Genomic DNA, 23,656 nt, shown 5'->3' on the forward strand with positions numbered 1-23,656 from the left:
TAAAGTGATGAAAGAAGGGGGTGTTCTTATGAATTTTATTTTTGTATTGATTTTATTATCCTTAGCAGCAATTGCAATTACATTTATTTTAAATCTATTGTTCAAAAAAATAAGATATATAAAATATATACCCGCAATTGTATTGTTTCCTTTTATGTTATACAATTTCATTACCATGTATAGTGCAACAAACGAGGGCTTTGAATCATTAGGCAAATTTGTAATGGGAATCTTATTGCTGACTGCATTCGCAAGTTCTCTTATTACTTCGATTGTTATTGATATAATTAATAGAAATATCAGTCGAAAGAAATAATTGGTGATTTCACGATAGTGTAACGATAATAAAAATACAATGGAAGTGAAATATGACGATATTCGAAAAAATCAAACAAGAAATCATGACGGACCCAATGAACGAAGCCTATACAAAAATGGGAATCCCGCCATTATTTAAAGCTTCCGTAGATGCACGCATTGCCATAGTTGGACAAGCTCCGGGACGTAAAGCAGAAGCAACTCAATTGTTTTGGAATGATTTAAGTGGTGACCGATTAAGAGAGTGGATGGGGATATCCCGCGAGATATTTTATAATACGGATCGTATCGCTCATTTGCCGATGGATTTCTATTATCCGGGAAAAGCGAAATCCGGTGATGCCCCGCCTAGAAAGGGCTTTGCAGAAAAATGGCATCCACGTTTACTGAATGAGATGCCAAATATTGAAATCATAATTTTAATTGGCAGCTATGCGCAGAAATATTATCTGGATAAAAGACGCGAGAAAAGTTTAACTGAAACAGTGAGAAATTATCAGAAATATCTGCCGGAATATTTTCCATTGGTCCATCCATCACCTTTAAATCTTGGCTGGCTGAAGCAAAATCCATGGTTTGAACATGATGTTTTACCTGTTCTAAAAGAAATTGTGGATATGAACTTATAGGGAATGATAATTATTTTTACCAAGTAAGCTATACAAAATCCTCTGCATTCCAGATACGTCAGAAACAGACACTGATTCTTCAAACCCCCAAAAAGTCGTATTCAATCTTGTAAAGCGGCAGAAAAATTATATTAGAAAAAGTAACAGAAGCAAATGGCATAGATTTAGAGGCTAGACCTATGATAGCAGATTAAGCAAGGCACTTTACGTCAAAGTTTATATTGTAGAGTGTCTTGCTTATTTTTACATAGTTTCATCCACAGCTACCATTTACCGGACATCAAATCATATTCCAATTGATTTGCGTTTGGGACAAGAATTGTATAGATATTTAGCTGGATATTTTCTTTATGGACGAAACATCCTCTGTTATACAGCTTATTCTATGCTAATAGAAACGACTGAACATGGTGGTAACTTTACTATGATAACATTTCCAGAGAAACTCACTGTATAATCTGTTATCTTCACTCTATCTGGATTATCAAAGTCATTGTGTGCATGGATTTCATTTGTCAATATTCTCGCACTGGCATTATCCCCAGAAAAATGGCTGATAACACAAGATACCTCCGCTTCTTCATAAGGGGAGCAGTTAGCGAGCGTGATGGTCATCACTCCATTTTTTATGGAGGCAGAGCTGGAAATCAAAGGTGCGTTTTTCCTGTCACTCATGGTTTCATTGTCTGTATAACAGTATACCGCCTCACCACCTTGATGCTCCTTGTAGAGGTCAAAAACGTGATAGGTTGGTGTTTTTATCATCTTTTCACCATCTGTAAGGATTAGTGATTGCAGTACATTTACCACCTGTGCGAGATTTGCCATAACAACTCGCTTACTGTGTCGGTTAAATATATTCAATGAAATTGCTGCAACCATGGCATCACGCATTGTGTTCTGCTGATAAAGGAAGCCCGGATTGGTACCTGGTTCCACCTCATGCCAGCATCCCCACTCATCTACAACCAGGCCGATATGATTATCGGGATCATATCGGTTCATGATCTCTGTATGTCTGGTTAAGAGGATATACAGAAATGCAGCACTGGAGATGGTCTCGTAATAAGCCTCATCATCAAATTTAGTTGCGGATTCCATTGCTGGCCAGAATGGCATTGTATAATAATGGAGAGCTATGCCGCTGGTCATATTTGAATCCAGATTTTTCATCATCGCCTCCATCCAGTTATAATCTGCCGAACTCGGACCACATGCAATTTTAAATAATTCGTTTCCTGAATAGTTTTTACAAAAGCTCTGATACCTACGGTATACATCGGCATAATACTCAGGACGCATATTGCCGCCACAACCCCAGTTCTCATTTCCGATGCCAAGATACTTGAGCTTCCATGGTTTTTCCCTATTATTAGCTTTTCGCAATTCAGCCAAGGGTGAGAGGCCATCGAAGGTCATATATTCTATCCATTCAGCAAGTTCCTGTACAGTACCACTTCCCACGTTTCCAGCGATATAGGGCTCACAGCCTACCTGCTCACATAACTCCATGAATTCATGTGTTCCAAAAGAATTATCTTCTGTTACACCACCCCAGTTTGTATTTACCATCTTTTTACGTGATTTTTTTTCGCCGATTCCATCCCTCCAATGATATTCTTCTGCAAAGCATCCTCCCGGCCAGCGGAGAACTGGTAATTTTATGTTTCGGAATGCGTCTACAACATCAGTTCGGATCCCATTTACATTTGGAATAGCAGAAGCTTCCCCTACATAGATTCCATTATAAATGCAGCGCCCAAGATGTTCCGAGAAGTGTCCGTAAATTTCCGGGTGGATAAATGCTATTTTGTCTTTGGCGTTAATTAACATAGAAATATTTTTCATGCTGCCAACTCCTTTCAAAATGATAGTTATATTTTTGCATATTGACATACCGGTTTCAATAACATATCATATGTTTGAACTGACAAATCCTACGATTTGAAATGGAGCAGAAATACTATGGAATTACATACAATTGGGATTAATATCAGACATGGTGGGAATTTCTGCATTGACAGACCCCATGGGTCAGGAGATTACCTTTTGATTGTTTTGAAAACAAATGCCTTTCTGACGATAAACGGACAGGAAATCATGGTTTCCCCAGACAGCTGTATTCTATATAAGAAAGATTCCAAACAGCTTTATCGTACATGTGGTAAAACCTATGTCAATCACTATATTCATTTTGATTGTTTTGAGGAAGATTTCATTACTCAAAAAGGAATTCCTTTTGACACACCGTTCTTTCTTCCGAATCCAATAGAAATTGAAGATTTATTAAAAATGATCAGTCGTGAAAAGATATCCTCCTCTATAAGCAAGGCGGAAAACATCGATCTGCTCCTTAAATTATTGCTGCTAAAAATCAGTGACAGTGTTTCAGATTCAAATGTGCAATCCGATAATACCCAGCATCGTGAGGAATTGACGGCCTTGCGAGCTGAAATATATAGTAATGCTGGCCAATATACTTCCATCAAAGAATTGGCAAAAAAAATGAATCAGAGTATATCTCACTTTCAAATGATCTATCATACACAGTTTGGTATTAGCTGCTACGACGATTTACTCACAGCGAAGGTCATGAGTGCGCAACATTATTTAAGCAGCACAGCTCTTTCAATAAAGGAAATTGCACTCCTTTGTGGCTATGAACATGACACTTGTTTTATGCGCATTTTCAAGAAGCGAACTGGCCTTACCCCTACACAATTTAGAACTAAACTAAAGCATCACTAGATCTGATTCTCCAATAGTTTTGGTTATATTTTACACCTTATGGTTATAATATACAGGAGTACTAAAGGAGGAGAATCTAAAATGTTATATGAATCAAATAAGAAAGAAAAAATGAAGCATATTCTGATCTATTATATGATTCCCTTCACAGCAGGTTTTCTCTTACTTCAGTTTATTGTATATTATCCGTTTGTTTCAAATGGCAAATCATTTATATGGAACTTTGACGGCATAAACCAGCATTATCCTGCATTGGTATATTACGGCAGGTTTCTTAAAAATCTATTTGCCGGTAAGGAAGTGCCCCTGGTGGATTTTAATATAGGGATGGGGTTTGATACCCTGACAACACTTAATTATTATGCCATAGGTGATCCGCTGGCTTTGCTTTCGGTATTCGGCAAAGAAGGAAATTTCGAAGGATTATACCGTTTCTTAATTATACTCAGGCTTTATTTGTCTGGCATCAGTTATCTGTCGTATTGTATCTATAGAAAACAAAGCAGTTACCCTTCTGTACTGGGGGCTTTTATCTATGTATTTTGCGGTTATGTTTTTTATGCCGGGACAAGGCACCCCTATTTCACTAATCCGCTTATCTATCTGCCTCTGCTTTTTCTTGGAATTGAACTCATATTACAAAAGAAAAGACCATATTTGTTTATACTGATGACGTTCATTAGTGCTGTAAGTAATTTTTACTTCTTCTATATGATGACAATAATCATTTTTATATATGCAGTTTACAGGTTTTTTTGCACATATGATAAAAACAGTAACGATCCCATGTGGATATTATTTCTAAAAACCGCATTCCGAACCAGTTTATTTTATCTTATAGGGATTATTATGTCTGCTATGATTTTATTTCCCGTACTTGCGGCGTTTTTTAATAACGGCAGGTTTGACGCAGGATATGATGTTAATCTGCTTTATTATACTCCGGGATATTATGTTACGTTTGCGAATTCCTTTATAGCCCCTACTATAACGCCGGGCTTTTGGACTCTTTGTACCTTTGCTGCCATTGTTCCAGCCGCTGTCCTGGTAGCCTTTCGAAACAGTAAATACCGGCGGTTGAGGGTTGTTTTTCTGATTGGTACCGTTAGTCTGCTGATTCCTTTTATCGGATATCTTATGAACGGATTTTCCTATGTAAGTAACCGCTGGGAGTTTGGCTACAGCTTTATGATTGCATTTTTATTTACTTCGGTTTATGAAGATCTGTTCCGCTTAAATAAAACAGATAAGCTGCTGCTGGTGGCAGGAACCGTTTTATATGGTGTTTTGGGATTTTTTAACCCCAGTATATATATTTTATATGCTTTCCTTATGCTGGGTTTAACAATTGCCAGCATCCTTATTTTTAACCGGTTTACAAAGAATGTTTATCTGCAGAGAACAGTGATATTTACACTGGTATTCATTAATCTGGGGCTCAATGGTTATATGACCAATTCTGGGCGATTTGGTAACTATACAGGTGAATTTATTGATTTGGGAAAGGTTGACAAGACAATTGAGAACTCGGCAGTCAGTATGATAGACAATATATCGGACAGTTCCTTTTACCGGGTGGAGGTATACGGTGATAAACAGTATAATGAAGGTATGCATCTTGGCTTTCGGGATGTCAGTGGTTATTTCAGTATAATGGATAAGAGGCTTTCAGAATATATGGCGGGACTGGAATTAGTAAGCCAGAAAGCATCCTACCGTTTTGATAATTTGGACTACCGGTCTGGTCTTAGTACACTTGCAGGTGTTAAATATCTGGTTACTTCTGCTAAAGAGATGGTTCCCTATGGATATCAATTGATAAAAGAAGAAAGTACGGAAAGCAAGACCTACTATTTGTATGAAAACCAGTTTTCACTGCCTTTGGGTTATGGGTATCAGAGTTATGTAGCCAGGGAGGTTTATGAGACTTTGAATCCGCTGCAAAAGCAGGAGATTATGCTCAGAACAGCCGTTTTGGAAGAGCCGGAGGAATCAACTTTAATGCTCCAAAAGGATGCGTATGAAGGCGGTAATCCTTCCGCCGCCGGATTTAAGTCGGAAGTACTGCCTGTAACCATACGGTATGGCAAAGGAATCACTCGTAAGGGAGATTATATCAACGTATCAAAGGCCGGTACAAAAATTACTGTTTATTTTCAGGGAATGGAGAATTCCGAAACGTATCTCCGGCTTGAGAATTTTAATATAAATAATACAAAATATTATGCCATGAATCTTCGGGTAAAAGGCGAAAATGAAATTGTTAAAACTGTCTATTCCAGGTCTGACAGGAACAATGCGTATTTTGGGAAAGAGGATTATATTATAAATCTCGGCTATCAGAGTACCCCAATGAAATCGTGTGAAATTATCTTTACCAAACCCGGCATATTTCATTTAAGTGATATACAGGTTTATACAATGCCAATGGCTGAATATGAAGAACAGATAAAAGCGAGAGATAAAACTGTACTGGAGAATATACAGGTCACCAACAACCGGATTACCGGAGTGTATAACAGTAGTGAGGATAGTTTATTGTGTCTGTCGATACCCTACAGCAAAGGTTGGAAGGCATATGTAAACGGAGAAAAGACCGAGCTGGTTCCGGCAAACGTGATGTACATGGCTTTACCGGTAAAAGCCGGAGAACATGAAATTGACTTATACTATGAAACTCCTTTTCTTAAAACCGGAATCGCGGTGTCGGCTGCGGGAGTATTTCTGTTTCTTTGCTTCGTGCTCTATTACAGGATTAAAAAAACAAATAAGGGATAACATTGTTATTAGGATAAATTATTTTGGTTCTCATTTCTTGATTTAAGGAGAGGAAGAGTTTGGACAGAATATCAGTTATTGTACCTTGTTTTAATGAAGAGAAAGTAATGCACTTGTTTTATACGGAATTGAAACTTGTCATGAAAAGGATGATTACAACTGAATTTGAAATTATATTTATTGATGACGGTTCAAAGGATAAAACCTTACAGCTTATAAAAGCTCTAAAAGAGAAAGATAACAGAATAAGGTATATATCATTTTCTAAGAATTTTGGAAAAGAAGCTGCTATTTTTGCCGGTTTGGAAAACAGTACCGGTAATTATGCAGTGATTATGGATGCGGATCTTCAGGACCCGCCTCATCTGCTTGCCAAAATGTATGAGTGTCTGCAAAAAGAGGATTACGACTCGGTAGCTGCCAGAAGAGTAACAAGGAAGGGGGAGCCGAAGCTGCGCTCCTTTTTTGCCAGGCGGTTTTATCATCTTATGAGTCATATCTCCAAGGCAGATGTTGTTGACGGTGCCAGAGATTTCAGGCTTATGAAAAGGCAGATGGTGGACGCCATTGTTAATATGAGGGAGTACAATCGATTCTCCAAAGGAATCTTCGGATGGGTGGGTTTTAAAACCAAATGGCTGGATTATGAGAATGTAGAGCGTGCGGCAGGTGAAACCAAATGGTCCTTTCGAAAACTGCTGTTTTATTCTTTTGACGGAATTGTCGCGTTTTCTACCATACCCCTGGGAATTGCATCCTTTTCCGGACTTTTTCTGTGTATCGTTGCTTTTATCGGTATAATAGTCGTGCTAATCCGGCATTTTGCAGGTGTAAAATCCGCCTACGGCTGGTCATCCACAGCTTGTATCATACTGTTTCTCAGCGGATTTCAACTATTCTGCATGGGGGTATTAGGTCAATACGTAGCCAAAACCTACCTGGAGGTTAAGAATCGTCCAATCTACATTGTGAAAGAACAGGGGTAGATTACCGCTTCATATAAAATTTCGGCTACGGTCCTGTCAAATCAGGGCTTACAAAGAATGATTATTTATGAAAAAATCAGGGCTTACCTCTAAATTTAGGCAGTCCCTGATTTTTTAATAAAGATAACTCATTTCATTCTTATATTATTTTAAATATGTCCCACTATTACCGACTTTTCCCGGTGCCGGATTACCTGGCAGATCCAGGACATAAATTCTCATATTGCCTTTTCCTGATCTGGGTATGGTTAATTTGCCATCTGTTATAACCTTTACATCTCCTGTAATTGCATCCTTATAGGTACCATTAGGGATTCCCGAGAACGCTGCACCGTCTGTAATGGATACCAGAACAAAGCTATCCACCCCGGTGCTCGTATCAGTATAACGTCTCTTAAAAGCCATCTCTCCCGAAACACCTTCCGTCGAATACTGCCCTTTTCTAAGTGCTGGGATGTTACGCCTGATTTTATTCAATCTCTGGATATGCAGGGAAAGGGGATGATTTAAGGTTGCTGCCATTGTCCCTGTTGCATTTGTATATTCGCCATAATCCGTCACAGTTACGGAGCCTTCGATATTGTCCCCGAAATAAGCCCTGCCTGTCTCACTTAAAGGCTTTGTTGGACCGGCATCTATCACTGCGCCTTTCATGAATTCTATTTCACTTCCGTAATAAATACTAGGAATTCCCCGGAAAGTATACATAAGGTTCAGATTTTCTGCCCAGGTATCCTGGGAGCCTGCAAACCTTTGGTTTTCCGGCGCACCATCCGGTGCATAATCATGGGAATCCACATAGGTTACATTCCAGGTAGCATCACTGTAATATTGGTCCCCATCTACACCCACACGGAATGCATCCCTGGCATTGTTAAAGTTCCAATGCATGGGAAAATCTATTACACCCAGTCCGGAAGATATACTTTTATCCGGTGTGTGATAAGTATTGCCGTTCAACAAATGATTTCTGCTGACAGGCTGGGTACTCACATTCTGGTTATCATTCCAGTGCTGAAAAACACTATTCATATTTGTAACAGTATCGCCCCAAGGGTAAGCTGAGGTTTCTGCCCAGGTGTAAAAGGGTGTGGAAATTGCAGGAATATTGCTATTCCATACCTGCCGGTACCTGGTGGCTACTTCTCCGAACACAAAGAAATCTTCGCCTCCTGCCGCTTTAAAAGCCGGGATAAAGTCTTTATTGAAGGTTAGTCTGGATATGTGTTTAACCGTATCCACCCGGAAGGCATCGACTCCCATAGTTATGTAGCGGTTGTAGGCATTTATTAAATAATCCGATACGGCTGGATTCTCTGTGTTTAAATCCACACAATCCCCTGCTATCTGGCCGGTTTGGACCGTATAACCCTCCCAGCTTAAGCTTTTTTCATGATGATAGATATTTTCTGTATCCAGGGAATCTTCTTTCATAGCGTTTATTCTGGCCTGATATTGCTGCGCCGGAGTTAAGGTCTCATAATTAGCGGGAAGTTTTCCTTCATCAATTCTGATAATTGCATCAGCAGTATCTTCCTGTGTTTCATCTTTTGTAAACAGCGGATACAGATTTTCCTCCCCAAAATTTCCTGTGTGATTCAATACCATATCCTGAATAATTTTTAACCCCTTCTCATGTGCCGCATTAATTAAATCCTGATAGGTTACACCGTCTGATTCATATCTTGGGTCGATCTCATTGAAATTAACGGCATGGTAACCGTGATAATCATAGCCGCTCATATTTTTCACGACCGGAGTAATCCAGATTGCTGAAAATCCAAGAGCCTTTATGTAGTCAAGTTTTTCAATAAGGCCTTTAAAATCACCTCTCCAGGCTGCATCGTTACTGTTCTTCATGGCTGCCACTTCATCCCAGCAATGCACATTATTACTGGAATCCCCATCATAGAACCGGGTTATCATAACAAAATAAATAGTTTCATCCCTGAAATCAATTCCTTTTTCCGGTGTTGGTGTAATGGTTGGGGTTATTGTCGGCGTAACTGTTGGTGTTGGCGTAATGGTTGGAGTTATTGTCGGCGTAACGGTAGGTGTTGGCGTATTGGTCGGGGTTGGCGTAACGGTCGCTTCCGGGTTCTTCTCGTACCATTGATTATCCTTATACCACCATTCACCGGCTGTCCGGGATAAATCGGCTGTCTGCTTCCCGTTATAATTAAATATCAGATGAACCAGTGAAGCATTGGAAAAAGTATATTTGTACCAACCATTCCCCTCCGGCGCCATATCCGTCCCCGGCCAGGTTATCGTATTGCCGGAGGGCTGGATATTCCAATAATATATCTTTGCTCCGTCCCAGGGACTTTTAAAATGTACCGTAACGGACTCTGATGTACTATCCGGATTATACTGGTACCACTGGTTGTTCTTATACCACCATTCTCCGGAAGTCCTGTATAAGTTTGCTGTCTGTGAGCCATTCTGGTTGATGATCAGATTAACGCTTTGCGTATTGCTGAAGGTGTAACCAAACCAATTATCGCTTTCAGACTTCATTTGTACTCCCGGCCATGTAACCGGCATGTTGTTTTCCCCGTTCAAATTCCAATAATAGATATTTGGTGCGGTATAAGTTCCTTTATAATGCACCGTAACCGAGGATACTGTTTCTGCCTGCATCTTTTGTAATGTGCCAGGTGTTATCATTCCTGTTACCAAGATTACAATCAGCAGCACATAGCCAGTCAGCTTTTTCCAGAAACCTTTCTTCATTCTTTTTATACCTCCTGCCTTTTTAGAGGCTGTATCTTCTGGCATAGATTGACCCTGACCTGAATATATGCCTTGTGAATCAGCCCTTTTATTTATTGACAGCCTGTTGATGCTTAACATTTTACCGACTATATCCCACAGGCCATTCAACCGATAGAATAAAACAGTGAAAAAGTTTGTCTTATTAATTATTTTGTTAATATTGACTGGTTTTGATATATAGATTAATATAATTATATCATTTTATACTGAAAATTCTTGCAATATCCTATGAATTATTTGTACAATACTATCATTTGGAAGAATAGAAACAGCTACGAAAATTTTAGCTTCGAAGGAACTTTTACTGCATAGATGGGGGGATCTTATGGAGATTAATAATTATGCTTTTTACAAAGAGAAAAAAAGCCATGGCAACAGCACATATCCTTTCACTATCTATAAGGTACGGATGCCGGAAACTTTTTCTCAATTTCCACTGCATTACCATGGGGAGGTAGAACTGATTCATGTAAGTGAAGGCAAAGGGGTGATTACCGTCAATTTAAAACCATATGTCGTAACAGCGGGGACCATAGCTTTCATATCACCAGGAATTCTGCATTCCATGGAGCAATTACAAGGGCAACCCTTTGTATACAGGAATATCATATTTGATTTAAAAATGGTGCTTTCCTATATCTCTGATGAAAGCACTCTAAATACCCTGCTTCCCCTTATGGCAAATAAAATATATTTCCCGGTAATTATTGATATGCAGAATTCCCTGAATACTCTTCTTACAGCTTACATCAATACGATGCAGCAAATCCATGATGCCAGGCTTCCGGGATATGAGCTGGCTATAAAAGCTCAGATTATGCTTATGATATACCTGCTAACATCGAACAACCTGCTCCTTACGGATAAATATTATTTAAAATCCTCTGTCGGTAAGTTAAAAAAGGTTCTGACTTACATTAGCGGACATTATGAGGAATCCATATCCATACAGGATGCTGCAACAGTTTACGGAAGCAGTGCCTCAAATTTTATGCGTTTTTTTAAAAATACAACAGGTTCTTCTTTTATACAATATTTAAATGACTACCGCTTGAATATAGCGCAAGAAAAACTTCTGACAACTTCCTGTTCCATCTTAGATATAGCAGTTAATACTGGTTTCAACAATCTCTCTTATTTCAACCGTATGTTTAAAAGTAAATTTAAAGAATCCCCCTCAAGCTATCGAAAAAAACACCGGATAATACAATAAGCAATGTGCCGGGCATTTTGCCTGTGGACAGGTATGACAATCAGTTGAATATAAAAGAAATATGCGGGATGCTTTAAATTCAAGCACAGTCAAAAATTAAGATTTACCTTGTCGGATAGCCACCGCAAGAATTGCCGCAAGAATCACCGCAAGAACCATCACAAGAACCACCGCAAGAACCACAAAAATAAAGCGCCAATACGTGTGATATATCACTCCGTTTATTGGCTCAGTATCTTTGTGCAATTGCAGTCTTGATTACTATGATAAACAGGAGAGAACCATTTTGTTTTCATCCATTTATGTCAGCACTATGATTTCACAACTCATACTTTCTAAAAGCAGTGATACCAAATAAGGTAGCAATAAGTGTAATAACAACAGAATTGATTACAATGCTTATGGCCATGTCTGTTGAAAATGATGATGAAGATATGATTGCAGACATACCATAAATGGAGTGCCTCATGCCTAACTCAACTATTTTTACAACCCTGGAAGAGAAACCACTTAGATTTGTAATGGCAGACCATATTGTTTCACTAAAGAGTACATAGCATAAACAAAGAATGGTAGAAGCGGTATTGTTTTTTATCAACATAGAAAGCAGGCAAAGGACTGCTCCCAAAGAGGCATACAAAGCAATTCCGGAAATAACCGTTGCAATATATCTACTTGTAATAATATTACTTACCTGGCCGGAACTAAACAAAGCAATCAACTCGAACAGTAAGAAAACAGCAGCAGATATAGACGATGAAACAATAGCCTTTGATAAATAAATACCGGTACGGCTCTTACTGATAATCCATTTGTGCTGCCATGTCTTCCATTGATACTCCTGACCAATCCATACGGAGATTAGGATAGCAACCAATATACCCAGTCCCTTTTGATATTCTGTGCCTATCCGAATAATATCTTCAATCTCCTTAAATGCGGTAAGGTTTCCAAAAACAGATATTCCCACTCGAATTTCTTTAAGCATAATCATCATAAGCAAAAAGGATAAGACACCTGCAAACCCTATAACACCATACAAAAGCTTGCTTTTTCCAAGTCTGTAAAGGTCACTTCTCAATAGTTTAATCATTTGCCTTTCCTCCTCTTGTGTACTGCATATACAGTTTCTCTAATGAAGTTCCATTTTGCAATGCATCATGTACAGCTGCTTCTTTTACTATACTACCCTCATACAGTATACCGAAACTGGTAGCTACCTGCTCCAACTCGCTTAAAATATGGCTGGAAATTAGAATTGTCATCCCATTTTCATGTAAGCGTAGCAATAATTCACGCAAGTCTGCAATTCCATCGGGGTCAAGACCGTTCATCGGTTCGTCCAAAATGAGAATATCCGGCTTTTGCAGTAATGCCATTGCAAGCTTCAAGCGTTGTGTCATGCCAAGGGAGAAGTTCTTTACAGGCTTGTGATTACTATCTGCCAAACCAACAGTTTTCAGCACCTCCTCAATCTGGCTGTCCTCAAGCAGACCAAGCAGATACGTCTGCTCTTTCAGGTTTTCAAAAGCGCTCATATTAAGGAAAAGCGACGGATCATTGATAACAGCAGCAAACCTGCTATCCTGTCCGTTTGTTTTTGTTATGGAAACTGTTCCCGTAAAATCTTTAATTAAACCCGTAAGAATACGTAACAAGGTTGTTTTTCCTGACCCGTTTTTGCCCACCAGTGCATAAATATCCCCTTGTCCAATATGGACAGAAACGTCCTTTAAAATGGTGCTTACTCCATATTGCATTTTAATATTTTCTGCTGTTATAGCATATTTGTTCAATTTATAATCCTCCAATCAATAAGGGTTGTAAAGCTCTTATATCCATAAACAGATAAAGCTTGAGTATTTGTCTGAAACTCTGCCTTTTCAGCAATCATACGCAAGAAGAGGTTCGAAATTCTCCGGAACCTGCCGCTTCCTCCTTCCTTACTCATAAGACTTACATTGTTTAAAAGTGTTTCAAACTTTTGTTTGATTTTGCAACACCTAATATTTCATATAGATCTAATTCATGTTCTTTAAGGGGATAGTGGCAGTTATCTCACTGATTAGAGAAAATAATACGTATTAATATAAATAGAATCATTTCAGCAGATACATTTGCTGTTGATAAATGGATAAATGCTTTGAAACTTTCGGGATATTGGTATATAATGGATATAAATGTAAGCGTAAAGGTTATTGGTTCACACGACTTGAAAGAGCTAAAGTATTTAAAGGTAATTAAGAAGGGTTAAAAAAACTATTAACCCTGACAGATATAGCGAATATCAAATTTAAAGGAATAGAAGTGATTTAGAATAATCTGAATATCCCATAAAATAAGGATTAGAAATTACGATTATAATATTACTAGGAGGAAATAAAAATGAACAGGTATGAAGAAGGGCTAAAAATGATAGAAGAAAGATGTGGCAATGGAAAAGATAATATTATCTCTCTCTCGACTATCGCAATAGATCCAAACGCTGCTGGTAACCCCCGTCCTTACATCCGTGATGTGGATGCTTATTATGAAGATGGTGTATTTTATGTTACTACTTGGGCAAAATCAACTAAAATGCAGCAGATAGCTCAAAACCAGGAAGTTGCATTTGCAGTTTGCTTTGAGTGGTTTTCCGGAAATGGAATCGGTGAAAATCTCGGATGGGTCTTGGATCCGAAAAATACTGAGTTAAGGTCTAAACTTCGTAAAGCATTTGCCAATTGGTACGACGATGCAAATAATGAAAAGGATGAAAGCTGTATTATTTTAGCTATCCGCATCACAAGAGCCACGGTAATTAAAGACCATGGTGCTGTTCGTTACAATATGGATTTTGTGAATAAAGTAGAAACGGAAGAAGGAAAAATTAAATAATCTATTTCAGGATAAGAATTAACGAAACCTCCCAGCCGGGCATACGAATTGCACCTCTGATAATTTGACATGATGACAAATTATCAGAGGTGCAATTCATTACAGCATAGGGAGGTTTAAATTATTATCTGTTGTAACCATAGTGTCAGATTCGCCTCTTAAAACGATTATACTATAGGCGCTTGACTGAGGGGGAATACTACTTGTTACAGCAGCTGAGAATTCAGCATTTACACGCATTCCAACATCCAAATTGAAAAGGCTTAGGGATTCTCCATATTGACTTATGATTATAGTATATTGACTTACATTTAATCTTATGATTTGACTGGTACCCATTACCGCAAGCTCTTCAATAACCCGGCGGAACTGGGTGTAATTATGGGGCCAGTTATATCTTTGCAGAAGAGACAGTGCTTCCGGATCGGCACCTAAAATCTGTCTCGGCATATAGTATTTTTTTTCTATTCTCATACAGTTTTCTTTTCCATTTCCAATACATTATTCTCGTTTAGCTATATATACAGCAGGCACATAGTTCTTAACAGCAGCATAAAGTTAAATTGGAGTAGTTGAATCTTTACATTTTCCTTATCCGATATTTAGAATATTCTGGATTCAGCTCTGCAAATCCGTAACAGCGCTTGTGGTGTATATAGAGAGAAAAGGAGTGTATGCTTCTATGTTAACAAAAAAAAGCCGTATTAAAGATATTTATGCGAATCCAATTGGCCGCGACATTATAGATCGAGTAGCTTTACAACTGAATATCAACAAGAAGGTAATTACTAATCCAATCATAGGAAATATGAGGCTAAAGACTTTGCCTAAGCTCTTGAAAGGAAAATTGAAGGAGGGATTTGTTGATGTTATGCTAACCCTATTAAATACCGAACAGGAAACAGCACTGTCCGATGTTGGGGAAATTCAAAAAGCATGGTGGAAAGAGGCAGTATTTTATCAGATTTACCCCAGAAGTTTTAAAGACAGCAATGGAGATGGTATTGGGGATCTGCAGGGGATAATAAGTAAATTGGATTATATAAAAGACCTGGGTATCGATGCTATCTGGCTTTCACCGATTTATGATTCTCCCAATGATGATAATGGATATGACATCAGAGATTATCAGAAGGTCATGGCTGAGTTTGGAACAATGGAGGACTTTGAGGAATTATTATTGGAAGTTCATAAACGTGACATGAAACTTATTATGGATCTGGTGGTTAATCATACCTCTGATGAACATGAATGGTATCAGAAGGCTGTACAGGAACCGGATTCCAAATACAGAGATTATTATATTTTTAAGGATCAGCCAAACAACTGGACATCATTTTTCAGCGGTAGTGCCTGGAATTATGTAGAAGAACGTAAGCAGTATGCACTGCATTTATTCTCAAAGAAGCAAATGGATTTAAACTGGGAAAATGAAAACCTGCGGCATGAGATTCATGAGATGGTAAAAATGTGGCTGGAGAAAGGTGTAGACGGATTCCGCCTGGATGTGATTAATTATATTTCTAAGCGGGATGGTCTGCCTGATGGAAATGAAGACATTGGTAAGATTATGGGGTATTACGGTGCGGAACATTATTTCTACGGGCCTCACCTTCATGAGTATTTACATGAGTTGAAAGAAAAAGTGTTTGGCCCATATAATGCTTTTTCAATTGGTGAAACTCCCGGAACAGGGATGGAAATGAGCAAGCTGCTGACTGCGGATTACCGAAATGAGCTTGACATGGTATTCTCCTTTGACCATCTGGAAACTCCCGGACATACCCGCTTTGATGATTATCAATATGACCTGGGGTATTTGAAGAGTTATATGATTTATTGGATGCAGAACTATGGGAACCATTGTCAGCCATCTCTGTTCTTTGAGAATCATGATAATCCCCGTATGATTTCCAAGATAAATCCAGACCCGCAGTACCGGAAGGTCCTGGGTAAACTTTTGGCAGTAATCCAGCTTACCTTGCGGGGCACACCGTTTATTTATCAGGGGCAGGAGCTTGGAATGGTCAATCAGGACTTTCAGACAATTGAGGAGCTTCGAGATGTAGAATCCTTGAATCTTTATGATAAGTTAAGTAAGACCCTGGGAAAAGAAGAGGCGTTTGCCAAGATACTTGCCGGTACAAGAGATCATGCCAGAACACCGATGCAATGGAACGATCAGAAATATGCAGGTTTTTCCACCGGGGAGCCCTGGATTATGATGGATGAGGATTATAAACAATGTAATGCTGAGGCTCAGCTTCAGGATGAGGACTCCATCCTTCGTTTTTATCAGAAGTTACTTGCATTCAGAAAGGAGCATGGTGTCATTTATTATGGAGAGGTATTATTTACGGAACAAAAGGTAAATGATTTATTCACCTATTATCGTAAGGATGAGACAGAAACGCTGTATATTGAAATGAATTTAAGTTCCTGCAGCAGGAAACGAACAAAGTATCCGGAGGGGCTTCGTATCTTATCGAATTATGCAGAGGTTTCGTCTTCATTCTTAAGGCCTTATGAGGCAGGTATATGGAAAAATAATTAGTGCAAACCATATGAACAGTTTTCAGCTTTCTGCCTTACTTATGAAATCGGCTTAAAGAACAGCTATTTAAAAGAGTTAGGAAAAGAACTTAAAGAAAGCAGTAAGTGCACCACAAATGCAGGATATATACTCTTACATTTGGAGGTGCATTTTTATATTGAAAACAGTTAGTCTCAAAATTTCATTTTTATTTTAGGCTATGGTTAAAACAGTGTTGATAATATGCAATTATTAAGGAACTTGTTAAAAGTTCCCTTAATGCACATTTTAAGAATATATCTATTAAGTTTACTGTAGATTATGTTTATTTTGAACGCAAAAAATAGTGCTCTCCTTCATATACATTGCCTTCACAGAAGTCAATTTTTAATAATGTATTCCGCCTTACAACAGCTTGAGGTATTGCCTTAGTTGCAATCACATCAACCTCAAACAAATCAAAAAAGTTCTCGTTACAAACACTAAATATTTCGTTTAAGTAATCTGTATTTTCGTATTCAGAAGAAACATCAACTCGGAGTATTCCCGTTTTAATTTTATATTTACCAACATAACCAAACATTTCTACTGTTCCAATAGCTTTAGATATTGATTTATCTATAATTGCAAAGCGTATAAATTCTTGTTGAGAATATGCACAAAGCCAAGCTTTAATACATTGTAACATATCCTCAATTTTGTAAATACAAAAATCACCTGTACACCTATCAGAGTTAAAAAATTTTTGTGCCTTACTATCAGAATAACATTTAAGTAGACCTTCGGAATCTTCTTCTGAAACGAGTCTTAAAATAAAACTTTCTGTTTCAAAAGTGGGGCATATTTCATATGGGTTCTTCATAAAAATCCTCCTCATCATGTATATTATATAATCTTTCTTCGCTCCACATTTCTTACCATTGTGCCACAAAAATCTACAATTCTCTATTTACTTTATTATATAACATGTAGAGGTATAATTTCAAATATTTTACACGCATTATACATAGACTGCTTCTAAAATCCTAAAATCCTTTAATTTTGTGTCAGTATGAGAGGTATGGGATTGAACTGACTCTACAGCTGGCATAATAAGACCTCCGTTATCATTCGTATATTCTTATTATAGCCAATTCTATAGACTGCAAAATAGGAGTAAATAATAATCCCTCCAAACTTATGGCGATGCATTAGTTCGGAGGTTCATGAATTTGCCGGTATTCTTTTTTAATAGCGACGATGACGGTGTCTGTCAAATAGGTTTCTGAAAAACAAAAGTCTAAATATATCCCTTAAATTAAAATCACGGAAATTTCTGCGTCGTCTGCGGCGGCCTCTGCCATCTCTTCCGAATCCATCTATCTGTTGAGTATCGATAGTAGCAAAGCCGTAATAATTATTTTCTTCATATTGATTCAGTAGGTTATCGATCATGTCATCTAAATTCGTGAGGGTCTCATCACCGCTTATATTGTTGTTATCGATGAGATAGACAACGTTGTCGTTAAGCATTGCATAAATTTCAGGATATTCTTCAGCAAAATCAAGTAAATCCATAATAAATACCTTTTAGTCTTTTTTTTATTATATGCTTTAATGAGAGAATTGTTAAACTTTTTGCATTTTTCGGTTATGACTGCCGTTTCTTTTCAATGAATACTTCCATCTTACTTGGAAACAATACCCTTGGAGGTGTTTACAACATGATATCACGCAAATCAGTTATAACTTTTGGTATGGTCGCAATTCCCATCGGGATGTCCACGACTACTCAGGACAATGACATTCATTTTAATCAACTCCATAAAGGAGACAACAGCCGTATCCGGTATAAGAAGACCTGTGCCCACTGCGGCAAAGAAGTAAAAGCAGAAGAGATCGTTAAAGGCTTTGAGTATGATGATGACAAATATGTGGTTATCACAGACGAAGAGATTGAAAAAATCAAAACAGAAAAAGAGAAATCCATCCAGATTCTTCATTTTGCACAGCTAAACCAGATTTCACCAGTCTATTATGAGAAGACTTATCAGGCGACGCCAGAAGCCGGTGGTGAAAAAGCTTTCGAGCTTCTCCGCTCCGCATTAATGGGAGAACAGAAGATAGCCATAGGAAAGACCGTCATAGGTACAAAGGACACACTAATGGCAATCATACCCAGAGAGGATGGCATCCTTATATCCACTATGTTCTATGCAGATGAAATCAAGGCTCTTCAAAAACAATACACGAAACCAGAAGTATCCGAGCAGGAACTGGGCATGGCAAAAATGCTGATTAATTCCATGGATACGCCTTTTGATCCTTCCAAATATAAAGACGAATACCAGGGGAGACTGCGTTCTCTTATTGAGACTAAGATTTCCGGTAAGGAGGTTGTGGCTCCCGAGTCAGAAGGTGAAGGAAAAGTCATCGATCTTATGGAAGCTCTCAAAGCCAGCGTAGAAAAAGCAAAGAAAGATAAGGAAACAGCGTGAGCTTATGACAGTGAGTTTAAACGAATACAATGAAAAAAGGGATTTTGATAAAACCTTTGAACCCCAGGGAAGGGCGGAAGATTCCGGAGATAGCCTGCGATTTGTGGTACAGCACCATATGGCCCGCCGAGAGCACTATGACTTCCGTCTGGAATGGAACCAGGTTCTTTTAAGCTGGGCGGTACCAAAAGGACCTTCCTTCGATACACACGATAAAAGACTTGCGGTACAGGTAGAAGACCACCCTCTTGAGTACAGAAATTTTGAGGGGACTATTCCGAAGGGGGAATACGGCGGCGGAGTAGTCCTTCTCTGGGATGAAGGGTTTTGGGAACCTCAGGGGAACGTGGAGGAAGGGCTGAGAGAAGGCGTTCTTAAATTTGTTCTGACAGGAAAGCGGCTAAAGGGTAAGTGGGCTTTGATCCGGCTAAAAGCAAAGGCAGGAGAGAAGAAGGACAACTGGCTCTTACTGAAGGAAAAAGATGAGTATGTTAATACGGAGGGCATATCCGGATTTACTACCAGTATCAGAACAGGACGTACCATAGAGGAGATTGAAGCCGGAGAAGCAGAAAAATTCATTCGGAATCCTTTTAACAAGGTTGAGGTAATGTTGGCCAGATTAGCTCATAGCATACCGGAGGAAGAGGACTGGCTCTATGAATTAAAATATGATGGTTATCGGATTGTTGCTTTTGTGGAAGGCAATCAGGTACGGCTGATGACCAGAAACGGAAATGATTATACAAGAAGGTTCCAGCCGGTTGCCAGCTCCCTCATAGACCTTGCTGCCGGGAGGGCAATGGTACTGGACGGAGAAGTTGCCATTACGGACTCAGAGGGTAAGACGGATTTTCAAGCTTTACAGCATTATATGAAAAATCCAAAACCACAGAAGCTCACCTATATTATCTTCGATTTGCTTGCTCTGGATGGCGTTGATCTTCGGGGATACCCCTTGACGGAAAGAAAAGAAAGGCTGGAGACCCTGCTCACGGGTGCTCCCAAAAGACTCTTCTACAGCCGTTATATCAGAGGAATGGGAAAGGAAAGCTTCGCTGCAGCCGAAGAGGCCGGTATGGAGGGTATTGTAGGGAAAAAAGCGGATTCTGTCTACAGCGGAACCAGAAATGGCGACTGGATTAAGTTAAAATGTGAAAAGCGGCAGGAATTTGTTATTTGCGGATATTCACTTTCTGACAAGAAAGCAAGGGGAATTAGTTCCCTTCTCTTAGGCATCTATGAAGGTGAAGATCTGGTTTATGCCGGACGTGTTGGTACCGGCTTTGGTGAGTCTGACATAAAACACCTATTGGAGAAGTTTGAGAACATAAAAAGGATGAATACAGCGTTTAAAGCAGAACCTGAATCCAAACCATCAGAAGTGATTACCTGGCTTGAGCCGGAGCTGATTGCAGAAGTCAAATTTACCGAATGGACCGCAGAAAATCTGCTAAGACATGCAAGCTTTCAAGGTTTGAGGACAGACAAGGACGCCAGGGAGGTTCAAAGAGAAATGACAGTAGAGGAAACATTATTTCAAGCCTCAGGAAATGAATACGGGGAAAGCATGAATGTAAATACCGACAGCATCTTAGTGGGAGAAATTAAAATTACAAGTCCCGAAAAGATAATATACGGAGAGCCTGAAATTACAAAAGCAGATATTGTACGGTATTATGAAAAGGTTTCGGAGCGGATGCTGCCCTTTTTAAGCTATAGGGTTTTAAGTGTTGTCCGCTGTCCGAAGGGTATATCACAGGCCAGTTTTTTTAAGAAACATCCCGGTCCTGACAGCAAGGGCATTATTACAATACCGGTAACCAATGGCAGCGGTGAAACAGAGGAATATTTCTATCTTGAAAATCTGACAGGGATTTTATATGAAGCACAGATGTGCACTTTGGAATTTCATACCTGGGGAAGCCGTGTAGATGCTATCGAAAAACCGGATATGATGGTTTTTGATCTGGACCCGGATGAAGGGATGGAACTGAGCAGAGTCCGTCAGGGGGTGAGAGATATCAGAAGCATCCTTAGCGAACTCTCCTTGAATTCCTATCTTAAAACCAGCGGCGGTAAAGGATATCATGTTGTTGTTCCTCTAAAACCGGTAGTTACCTGGGAGGTATTCCATGAGTTTGCAAGGACTGTTGCCAAAGTAATGGAACAGAAATGGCCTGACCGCTACACCAGTAATGTAAGAAAGTCAAAGCGTACCGACAGGATTTTTATTGACTGGATCAGAAACGGCAGAGGTGCCACAAGTATTGCACCTTATTCCTTAAGGGCGAGAAAAGGAGCAAAAGTGTCAATGCCCATTACATGGGAGGAACTTGATACCGTGGCGCCGGATGGTGTAAATATGGCGGAAGCCCTTGCAAGAATCAATGCCAGTGATCCCTGGAAAGATTTTTACAATAATAATCAAAGTCTAAGACCGAATATGTAAAGCTTGTTTAATCTTTTAAGCTCAATCTTTCACTATCCATATTGGATATGAACATGTCTTCTTTGTGGACTTACTTAAAATGAAGGTAAGTCCACCTGGGTTTGATGGTATACAGGAGGATTTATCTGTAACCCCATCAAGCCGCAGAAATTCCATAAAAAACATATATACAAACATATGTTCTGAGAGTATAATAAAATTTGATTTAAAGAAATAAGGCTATGAAATATATCAAACAAGGGAGGTGTTTCCGGGATGGAAGAGCACATTTATTTATGTATTGATCTTAAGTCATTTTATGCTTCTGTAGAATGTGTGGAGCGTGGGCTTGATCCTCTCACTACGAATCTTGCGGTGGCTGACCCTGAGAGAAGTGAGAAAACAATATGCCTTGCCATTTCCCCATCCATGAAAGCCTTGGGAATAAAGAACCGGTGCCGGGTGTTTCAGATACCCAAAGATGTGCAGTACATCATGGCAACGCCAAGAATGAAGCTCTATATTGATTATTCCGCAGAAATTTATGGTATTTATCTAAAATATATTTCCAAAGAGGATATCCATGTTTATTCCATAGATGAGGCCTTCCTTGACGTAACCCATTATCTTTCCCTGTATCATATGAGTCCAAGGGAACTGGCCTTACGGATTATGGAGGATATCAAGATTTCCACAGGCATTACGGCAACTGCAGGAATTGGAACGAATTTGTATCTGGCTAAAGTAGCACTGGATATTATGGCAAAGCATGCAAAAGACAATATTGGATATCTGACAGAGGAACTTTACCAGAAAGCCTTATGGAGGCATCAGCCTCTGACTGACTTCTGGAGAATTGGGAAAGGAATTGCAAACAGACTGAATAGTGTAGGGATTGTGGATATGGGTGATATTACCCGCGCAAATGAGGAGCTGCTGTACCGGCTGTTTGGCATCGATGCGGAGCTTATGATAGACCATGCCTGGGGAAGGGAGACCACTACCATGGCAGACATTAAGGCATACAGCTCCAAAAGCAATTCCATGTCCAGCGGACAGGTACTATCAAGAGATTACAGCTTTGAGGAGTGTAAGTTAATTGTAAAGGAGATGGCGGATGCCTTATGTCTGGATATGGTAGAGAAGAGCGTAGTTACCGGTTCTATGTCCTTAATGATTGGATATTCTAATGAGCTGGGGTTAAAGCCTGCCATAGGAACTGCTTCTATGACAGTTACCACGAATTCCTACCGAACAATCATACCCTATGTGATAAATCTGTATGAGCGTATAGTTGATAAGAATAAGCCAATAAGGCGGCTGAGCCTCTCCTGTAACAATGTTTCCGACGAAACCTACGAACAGTATGACCTGTTTTCAGATCCCATAGAAATAGAGAAGGACAGGAGAATACAGAAAGCGGCATTGGAAATCAAAAAGAGGTTTGGTAAAAATGCTCTAGTACGGGGAATGGATCTGCAGGAGGCGGGAACAACCATGGAGCGTAACAGACAGATCGGAGGGCATAAAAGTGGAGAATAACAGGAGTAAAATGGACAGGGGGACCCGTGCAAAGCAGTTTATGCCCTTCGATGCATTAAAAGGATTTCGTGAAGCTATTACAGAAAAGGAACGGATTATCGTTCCTAAACGCGATTTATCGGAAGGACAGAAAGAAGAACTGGAACGGAAGCTAAGGCAGCTTAAGAAAAAAGAGATCATTACAGTGGAATATTTCAACAACAGTGAATATGTTCAGGTAACCGGTGTGGTAACACGAATAGATGAAGTAAGCAGAACCCTGGATGTTGTTAATACAAGGATAGCTTTTCGCGATATTTTTAGTTTAAGATGCGAGATATTTCAGGAGTAGATTCGAAAATAATAC

19 protein-coding genes are annotated in these 23,656 nt (G+C 39.1%); 12 read left to right on the plus strand and 7 right to left on the minus strand.

Going from position 1 to position 23,656, the window contains the following annotated elements; genetic code table 11:
* The first annotated feature begins 28 nt into the window (after nt 1–28).
* Nucleotides 29–316: a hypothetical protein gene (locus BR73_RS0110175; RefSeq protein WP_197032648.1), complete on the plus strand. Its 288-nt coding sequence runs from the start codon at nt 29–31 to the stop codon at nt 314–316.
* Between the two features lie 52 nt (nt 317–368).
* Entirely contained in the window at nt 369–947 is a 579-nt protein-coding gene (locus BR73_RS0110180; protein WP_033165436.1) for a uracil-DNA glycosylase family protein, read from the plus strand.
* 378 nt (nt 948–1,325) lie between these two features.
* Here BR73_RS0110180 and BR73_RS0110185 read toward each other — a convergent pair whose 3' ends face one another.
* On the minus strand, nt 1,326–2,795 hold the full coding sequence (locus BR73_RS0110185; protein WP_033165437.1) for an alpha-L-arabinofuranosidase C-terminal domain-containing protein: 1,470 nt from the start codon (nt 2,793–2,795) through the stop codon (nt 1,326–1,328).
* A gap of 201 nt (nt 2,796–2,996) precedes the next feature.
* On the opposite strand from BR73_RS0110185, the gene BR73_RS0110190 reads away from it, so the two are divergent.
* From BR73_RS0110190 to BR73_RS0110200, 3 genes are all read left to right on the plus strand, one after another.
* Nucleotides 2,997–3,695, plus strand: coding sequence for an AraC family transcriptional regulator (locus BR73_RS0110190; protein WP_197032649.1), 699 nt, complete (start codon nt 2,997–2,999; stop codon nt 3,693–3,695).
* Nucleotides 3,696–3,776: 81 nt separating this feature from the next.
* Entirely contained in the window at nt 3,777–6,473 is a 2,697-nt protein-coding gene (locus BR73_RS0110195) for a YfhO family protein (protein WP_033165439.1), read from the plus strand.
* A gap of 59 nt (nt 6,474–6,532) precedes the next feature.
* Nucleotides 6,533–7,459, plus strand: a complete 927-nt coding sequence (locus tag BR73_RS0110200; protein ID WP_033165440.1) for a glycosyltransferase family 2 protein — start codon at nt 6,533–6,535, stop codon at nt 7,457–7,459.
* A 144-nt stretch (nt 7,460–7,603) separates the two neighbouring features.
* On the opposite strand, the gene BR73_RS0110205 is transcribed toward BR73_RS0110200, so the two are convergent.
* Nucleotides 7,604–10,195: an alpha-amylase family glycosyl hydrolase gene (locus BR73_RS0110205; protein ID WP_197032650.1), complete on the minus strand. Its 2,592-nt coding sequence runs from the start codon at nt 10,193–10,195 to the stop codon at nt 7,604–7,606.
* 367 nt (nt 10,196–10,562) lie between these two features.
* Between BR73_RS0110205 and BR73_RS0110210 the strand changes: the two genes are divergently transcribed.
* On the plus strand, nt 10,563–11,450 hold the full coding sequence (locus BR73_RS0110210; RefSeq protein WP_033165441.1) for an AraC family transcriptional regulator: 888 nt from the start codon (nt 10,563–10,565) through the stop codon (nt 11,448–11,450).
* A gap of 319 nt (nt 11,451–11,769) precedes the next feature.
* Here BR73_RS0110210 and BR73_RS0110215 read toward each other — a convergent pair whose 3' ends face one another.
* Nucleotides 11,770–12,543 (minus strand): ABC transporter permease, encoded by a 774-nt coding sequence (locus BR73_RS0110215; protein WP_033165442.1) that lies wholly within the window; start codon nt 12,541–12,543, stop codon nt 11,770–11,772.
* Entirely contained in the window at nt 12,536–13,246 is a 711-nt protein-coding gene (locus tag BR73_RS0110220; RefSeq protein WP_051685108.1) for an ATP-binding cassette domain-containing protein, read from the minus strand. Before BR73_RS0110220 ends, BR73_RS0110215 begins: the two co-directional genes overlap by 8 nt.
* A 589-nt stretch (nt 13,247–13,835) precedes the next feature.
* Here BR73_RS0110220 and BR73_RS0110225 point away from each other — a divergent pair.
* Nucleotides 13,836–14,327: a hypothetical protein gene (locus BR73_RS0110225; protein ID WP_033165443.1), complete on the plus strand. Its 492-nt coding sequence runs from the start codon at nt 13,836–13,838 to the stop codon at nt 14,325–14,327.
* Nucleotides 14,328–14,426: 99 nt separating this feature from the next.
* Here BR73_RS0110225 and BR73_RS0110230 read toward each other — a convergent pair whose 3' ends face one another.
* Entirely contained in the window at nt 14,427–14,801 is a 375-nt protein-coding gene (locus tag BR73_RS0110230; protein WP_033165444.1) for a hypothetical protein, read from the minus strand.
* A 208-nt stretch (nt 14,802–15,009) separates the two neighbouring features.
* Between BR73_RS0110230 and BR73_RS0110235 the strand changes: the two genes are divergently transcribed.
* Nucleotides 15,010–16,881, plus strand: coding sequence for an alpha-glucosidase (locus BR73_RS0110235; RefSeq protein ID WP_051685109.1), 1,872 nt, complete (start codon nt 15,010–15,012; stop codon nt 16,879–16,881).
* Nucleotides 16,882–17,185: 304 nt separating this feature from the next.
* Here the strand turns inward: BR73_RS0110235 and BR73_RS0110240 are convergent, their stop codons facing one another.
* A complete protein-coding gene (locus BR73_RS0110240; protein WP_033165445.1) occupies nt 17,186–17,722 on the minus strand; it encodes a GNAT family protein in 537 nt (178 codons plus the stop codon).
* Between the two features lie 365 nt (nt 17,723–18,087).
* Nucleotides 18,088–18,417, minus strand: a complete 330-nt coding sequence (locus BR73_RS0110245) for a hypothetical protein (protein WP_033165446.1) — start codon at nt 18,415–18,417, stop codon at nt 18,088–18,090.
* A gap of 146 nt (nt 18,418–18,563) precedes the next feature.
* On the opposite strand from BR73_RS0110245, the gene BR73_RS0110250 reads away from it, so the two are divergent.
* The 4 genes from BR73_RS0110250 to BR73_RS0110265 all read left to right on the plus strand — a co-directional run bounded on the left by BR73_RS0110250 (nt 18,564) and on the right by BR73_RS0110265 (nt 23,641).
* A complete protein-coding gene (locus BR73_RS0110250) occupies nt 18,564–19,337 on the plus strand; it encodes a Ku protein (protein ID WP_033165447.1) in 774 nt (257 codons plus the stop codon).
* Nucleotides 19,338–19,341: 4 nt separating this feature from the next.
* Nucleotides 19,342–21,789 carry a DNA ligase D gene (gene ligD / locus BR73_RS0110255; RefSeq protein ID WP_033165448.1) on the plus strand — a complete coding sequence of 816 codons (2,448 nt, stop codon included), beginning with the start codon at nt 19,342–19,344 and terminating at the stop codon, nt 21,787–21,789.
* 255 nt (nt 21,790–22,044) lie between these two features.
* A complete protein-coding gene (locus BR73_RS0110260; RefSeq protein WP_033165449.1) occupies nt 22,045–23,310 on the plus strand; it encodes a DNA repair protein in 1,266 nt (421 codons plus the stop codon).
* Entirely contained in the window at nt 23,300–23,641 is a 342-nt protein-coding gene (locus BR73_RS0110265; RefSeq protein ID WP_242860654.1) for a YolD-like family protein, read from the plus strand. The genes BR73_RS0110260 and BR73_RS0110265 overlap by 11 nt, the downstream gene beginning before the upstream one ends.
* Nucleotides 23,642–23,656 lie beyond the last annotated feature (15 nt).

It is taken from the genome of Clostridium sp. KNHs205, from assembly GCF_000702945.1.
Classification (GTDB): Bacteria; Bacillota; Clostridia; order Lachnospirales; family Lachnospiraceae; genus Anaerocolumna.

Coding starts and splice junctions, on each gene's coding strand:
- BR73_RS0110245 (WP_033165446.1), bottom strand. CDS start 18,417: ATGGATTTACTTGATTTTGCTGAAGAATATCCTGAAATTTATGCAATG.
- BR73_RS0110240 (WP_033165445.1), bottom strand. CDS start 17,722: ATGAAGAACCCATATGAAATATGCCCCACTTTTGAAACAGAAAGTTTT.
- BR73_RS0110210 (WP_033165441.1), top strand. CDS start 10,563: ATGGAGATTAATAATTATGCTTTTTACAAAGAGAAAAAAAGCCATGGC.
- BR73_RS0110250 (WP_033165447.1), top strand. CDS start 18,564: ATGATATCACGCAAATCAGTTATAACTTTTGGTATGGTCGCAATTCCC.
- BR73_RS0110260 (WP_033165449.1), top strand. CDS start 22,045: ATGGAAGAGCACATTTATTTATGTATTGATCTTAAGTCATTTTATGCT.
- BR73_RS0110185 (WP_033165437.1), bottom strand. CDS start 2,795: ATGAAAAATATTTCTATGTTAATTAACGCCAAAGACAAAATAGCATTT.
- ligD (WP_033165448.1), top strand. CDS start 19,342: ATGACAGTGAGTTTAAACGAATACAATGAAAAAAGGGATTTTGATAAA.
- BR73_RS0110235 (WP_051685109.1), top strand. CDS start 15,010: ATGTTAACAAAAAAAAGCCGTATTAAAGATATTTATGCGAATCCAATT.
- BR73_RS0110205 (WP_197032650.1), bottom strand. CDS start 10,195: ATGAAGAAAGGTTTCTGGAAAAAGCTGACTGGCTATGTGCTGCTGATT.
- BR73_RS0110175 (WP_197032648.1), top strand. CDS start 29: ATGAATTTTATTTTTGTATTGATTTTATTATCCTTAGCAGCAATTGCA.
- BR73_RS0110195 (WP_033165439.1), top strand. CDS start 3,777: ATGTTATATGAATCAAATAAGAAAGAAAAAATGAAGCATATTCTGATC.
- BR73_RS0110225 (WP_033165443.1), top strand. CDS start 13,836: ATGAACAGGTATGAAGAAGGGCTAAAAATGATAGAAGAAAGATGTGGC.
- BR73_RS0110180 (WP_033165436.1), top strand. CDS start 369: ATGACGATATTCGAAAAAATCAAACAAGAAATCATGACGGACCCAATG.
- BR73_RS0110230 (WP_033165444.1), bottom strand. CDS start 14,801: ATGAGAATAGAAAAAAAATACTATATGCCGAGACAGATTTTAGGTGCC.
- BR73_RS0110215 (WP_033165442.1), bottom strand. CDS start 12,543: ATGATTAAACTATTGAGAAGTGACCTTTACAGACTTGGAAAAAGCAAG.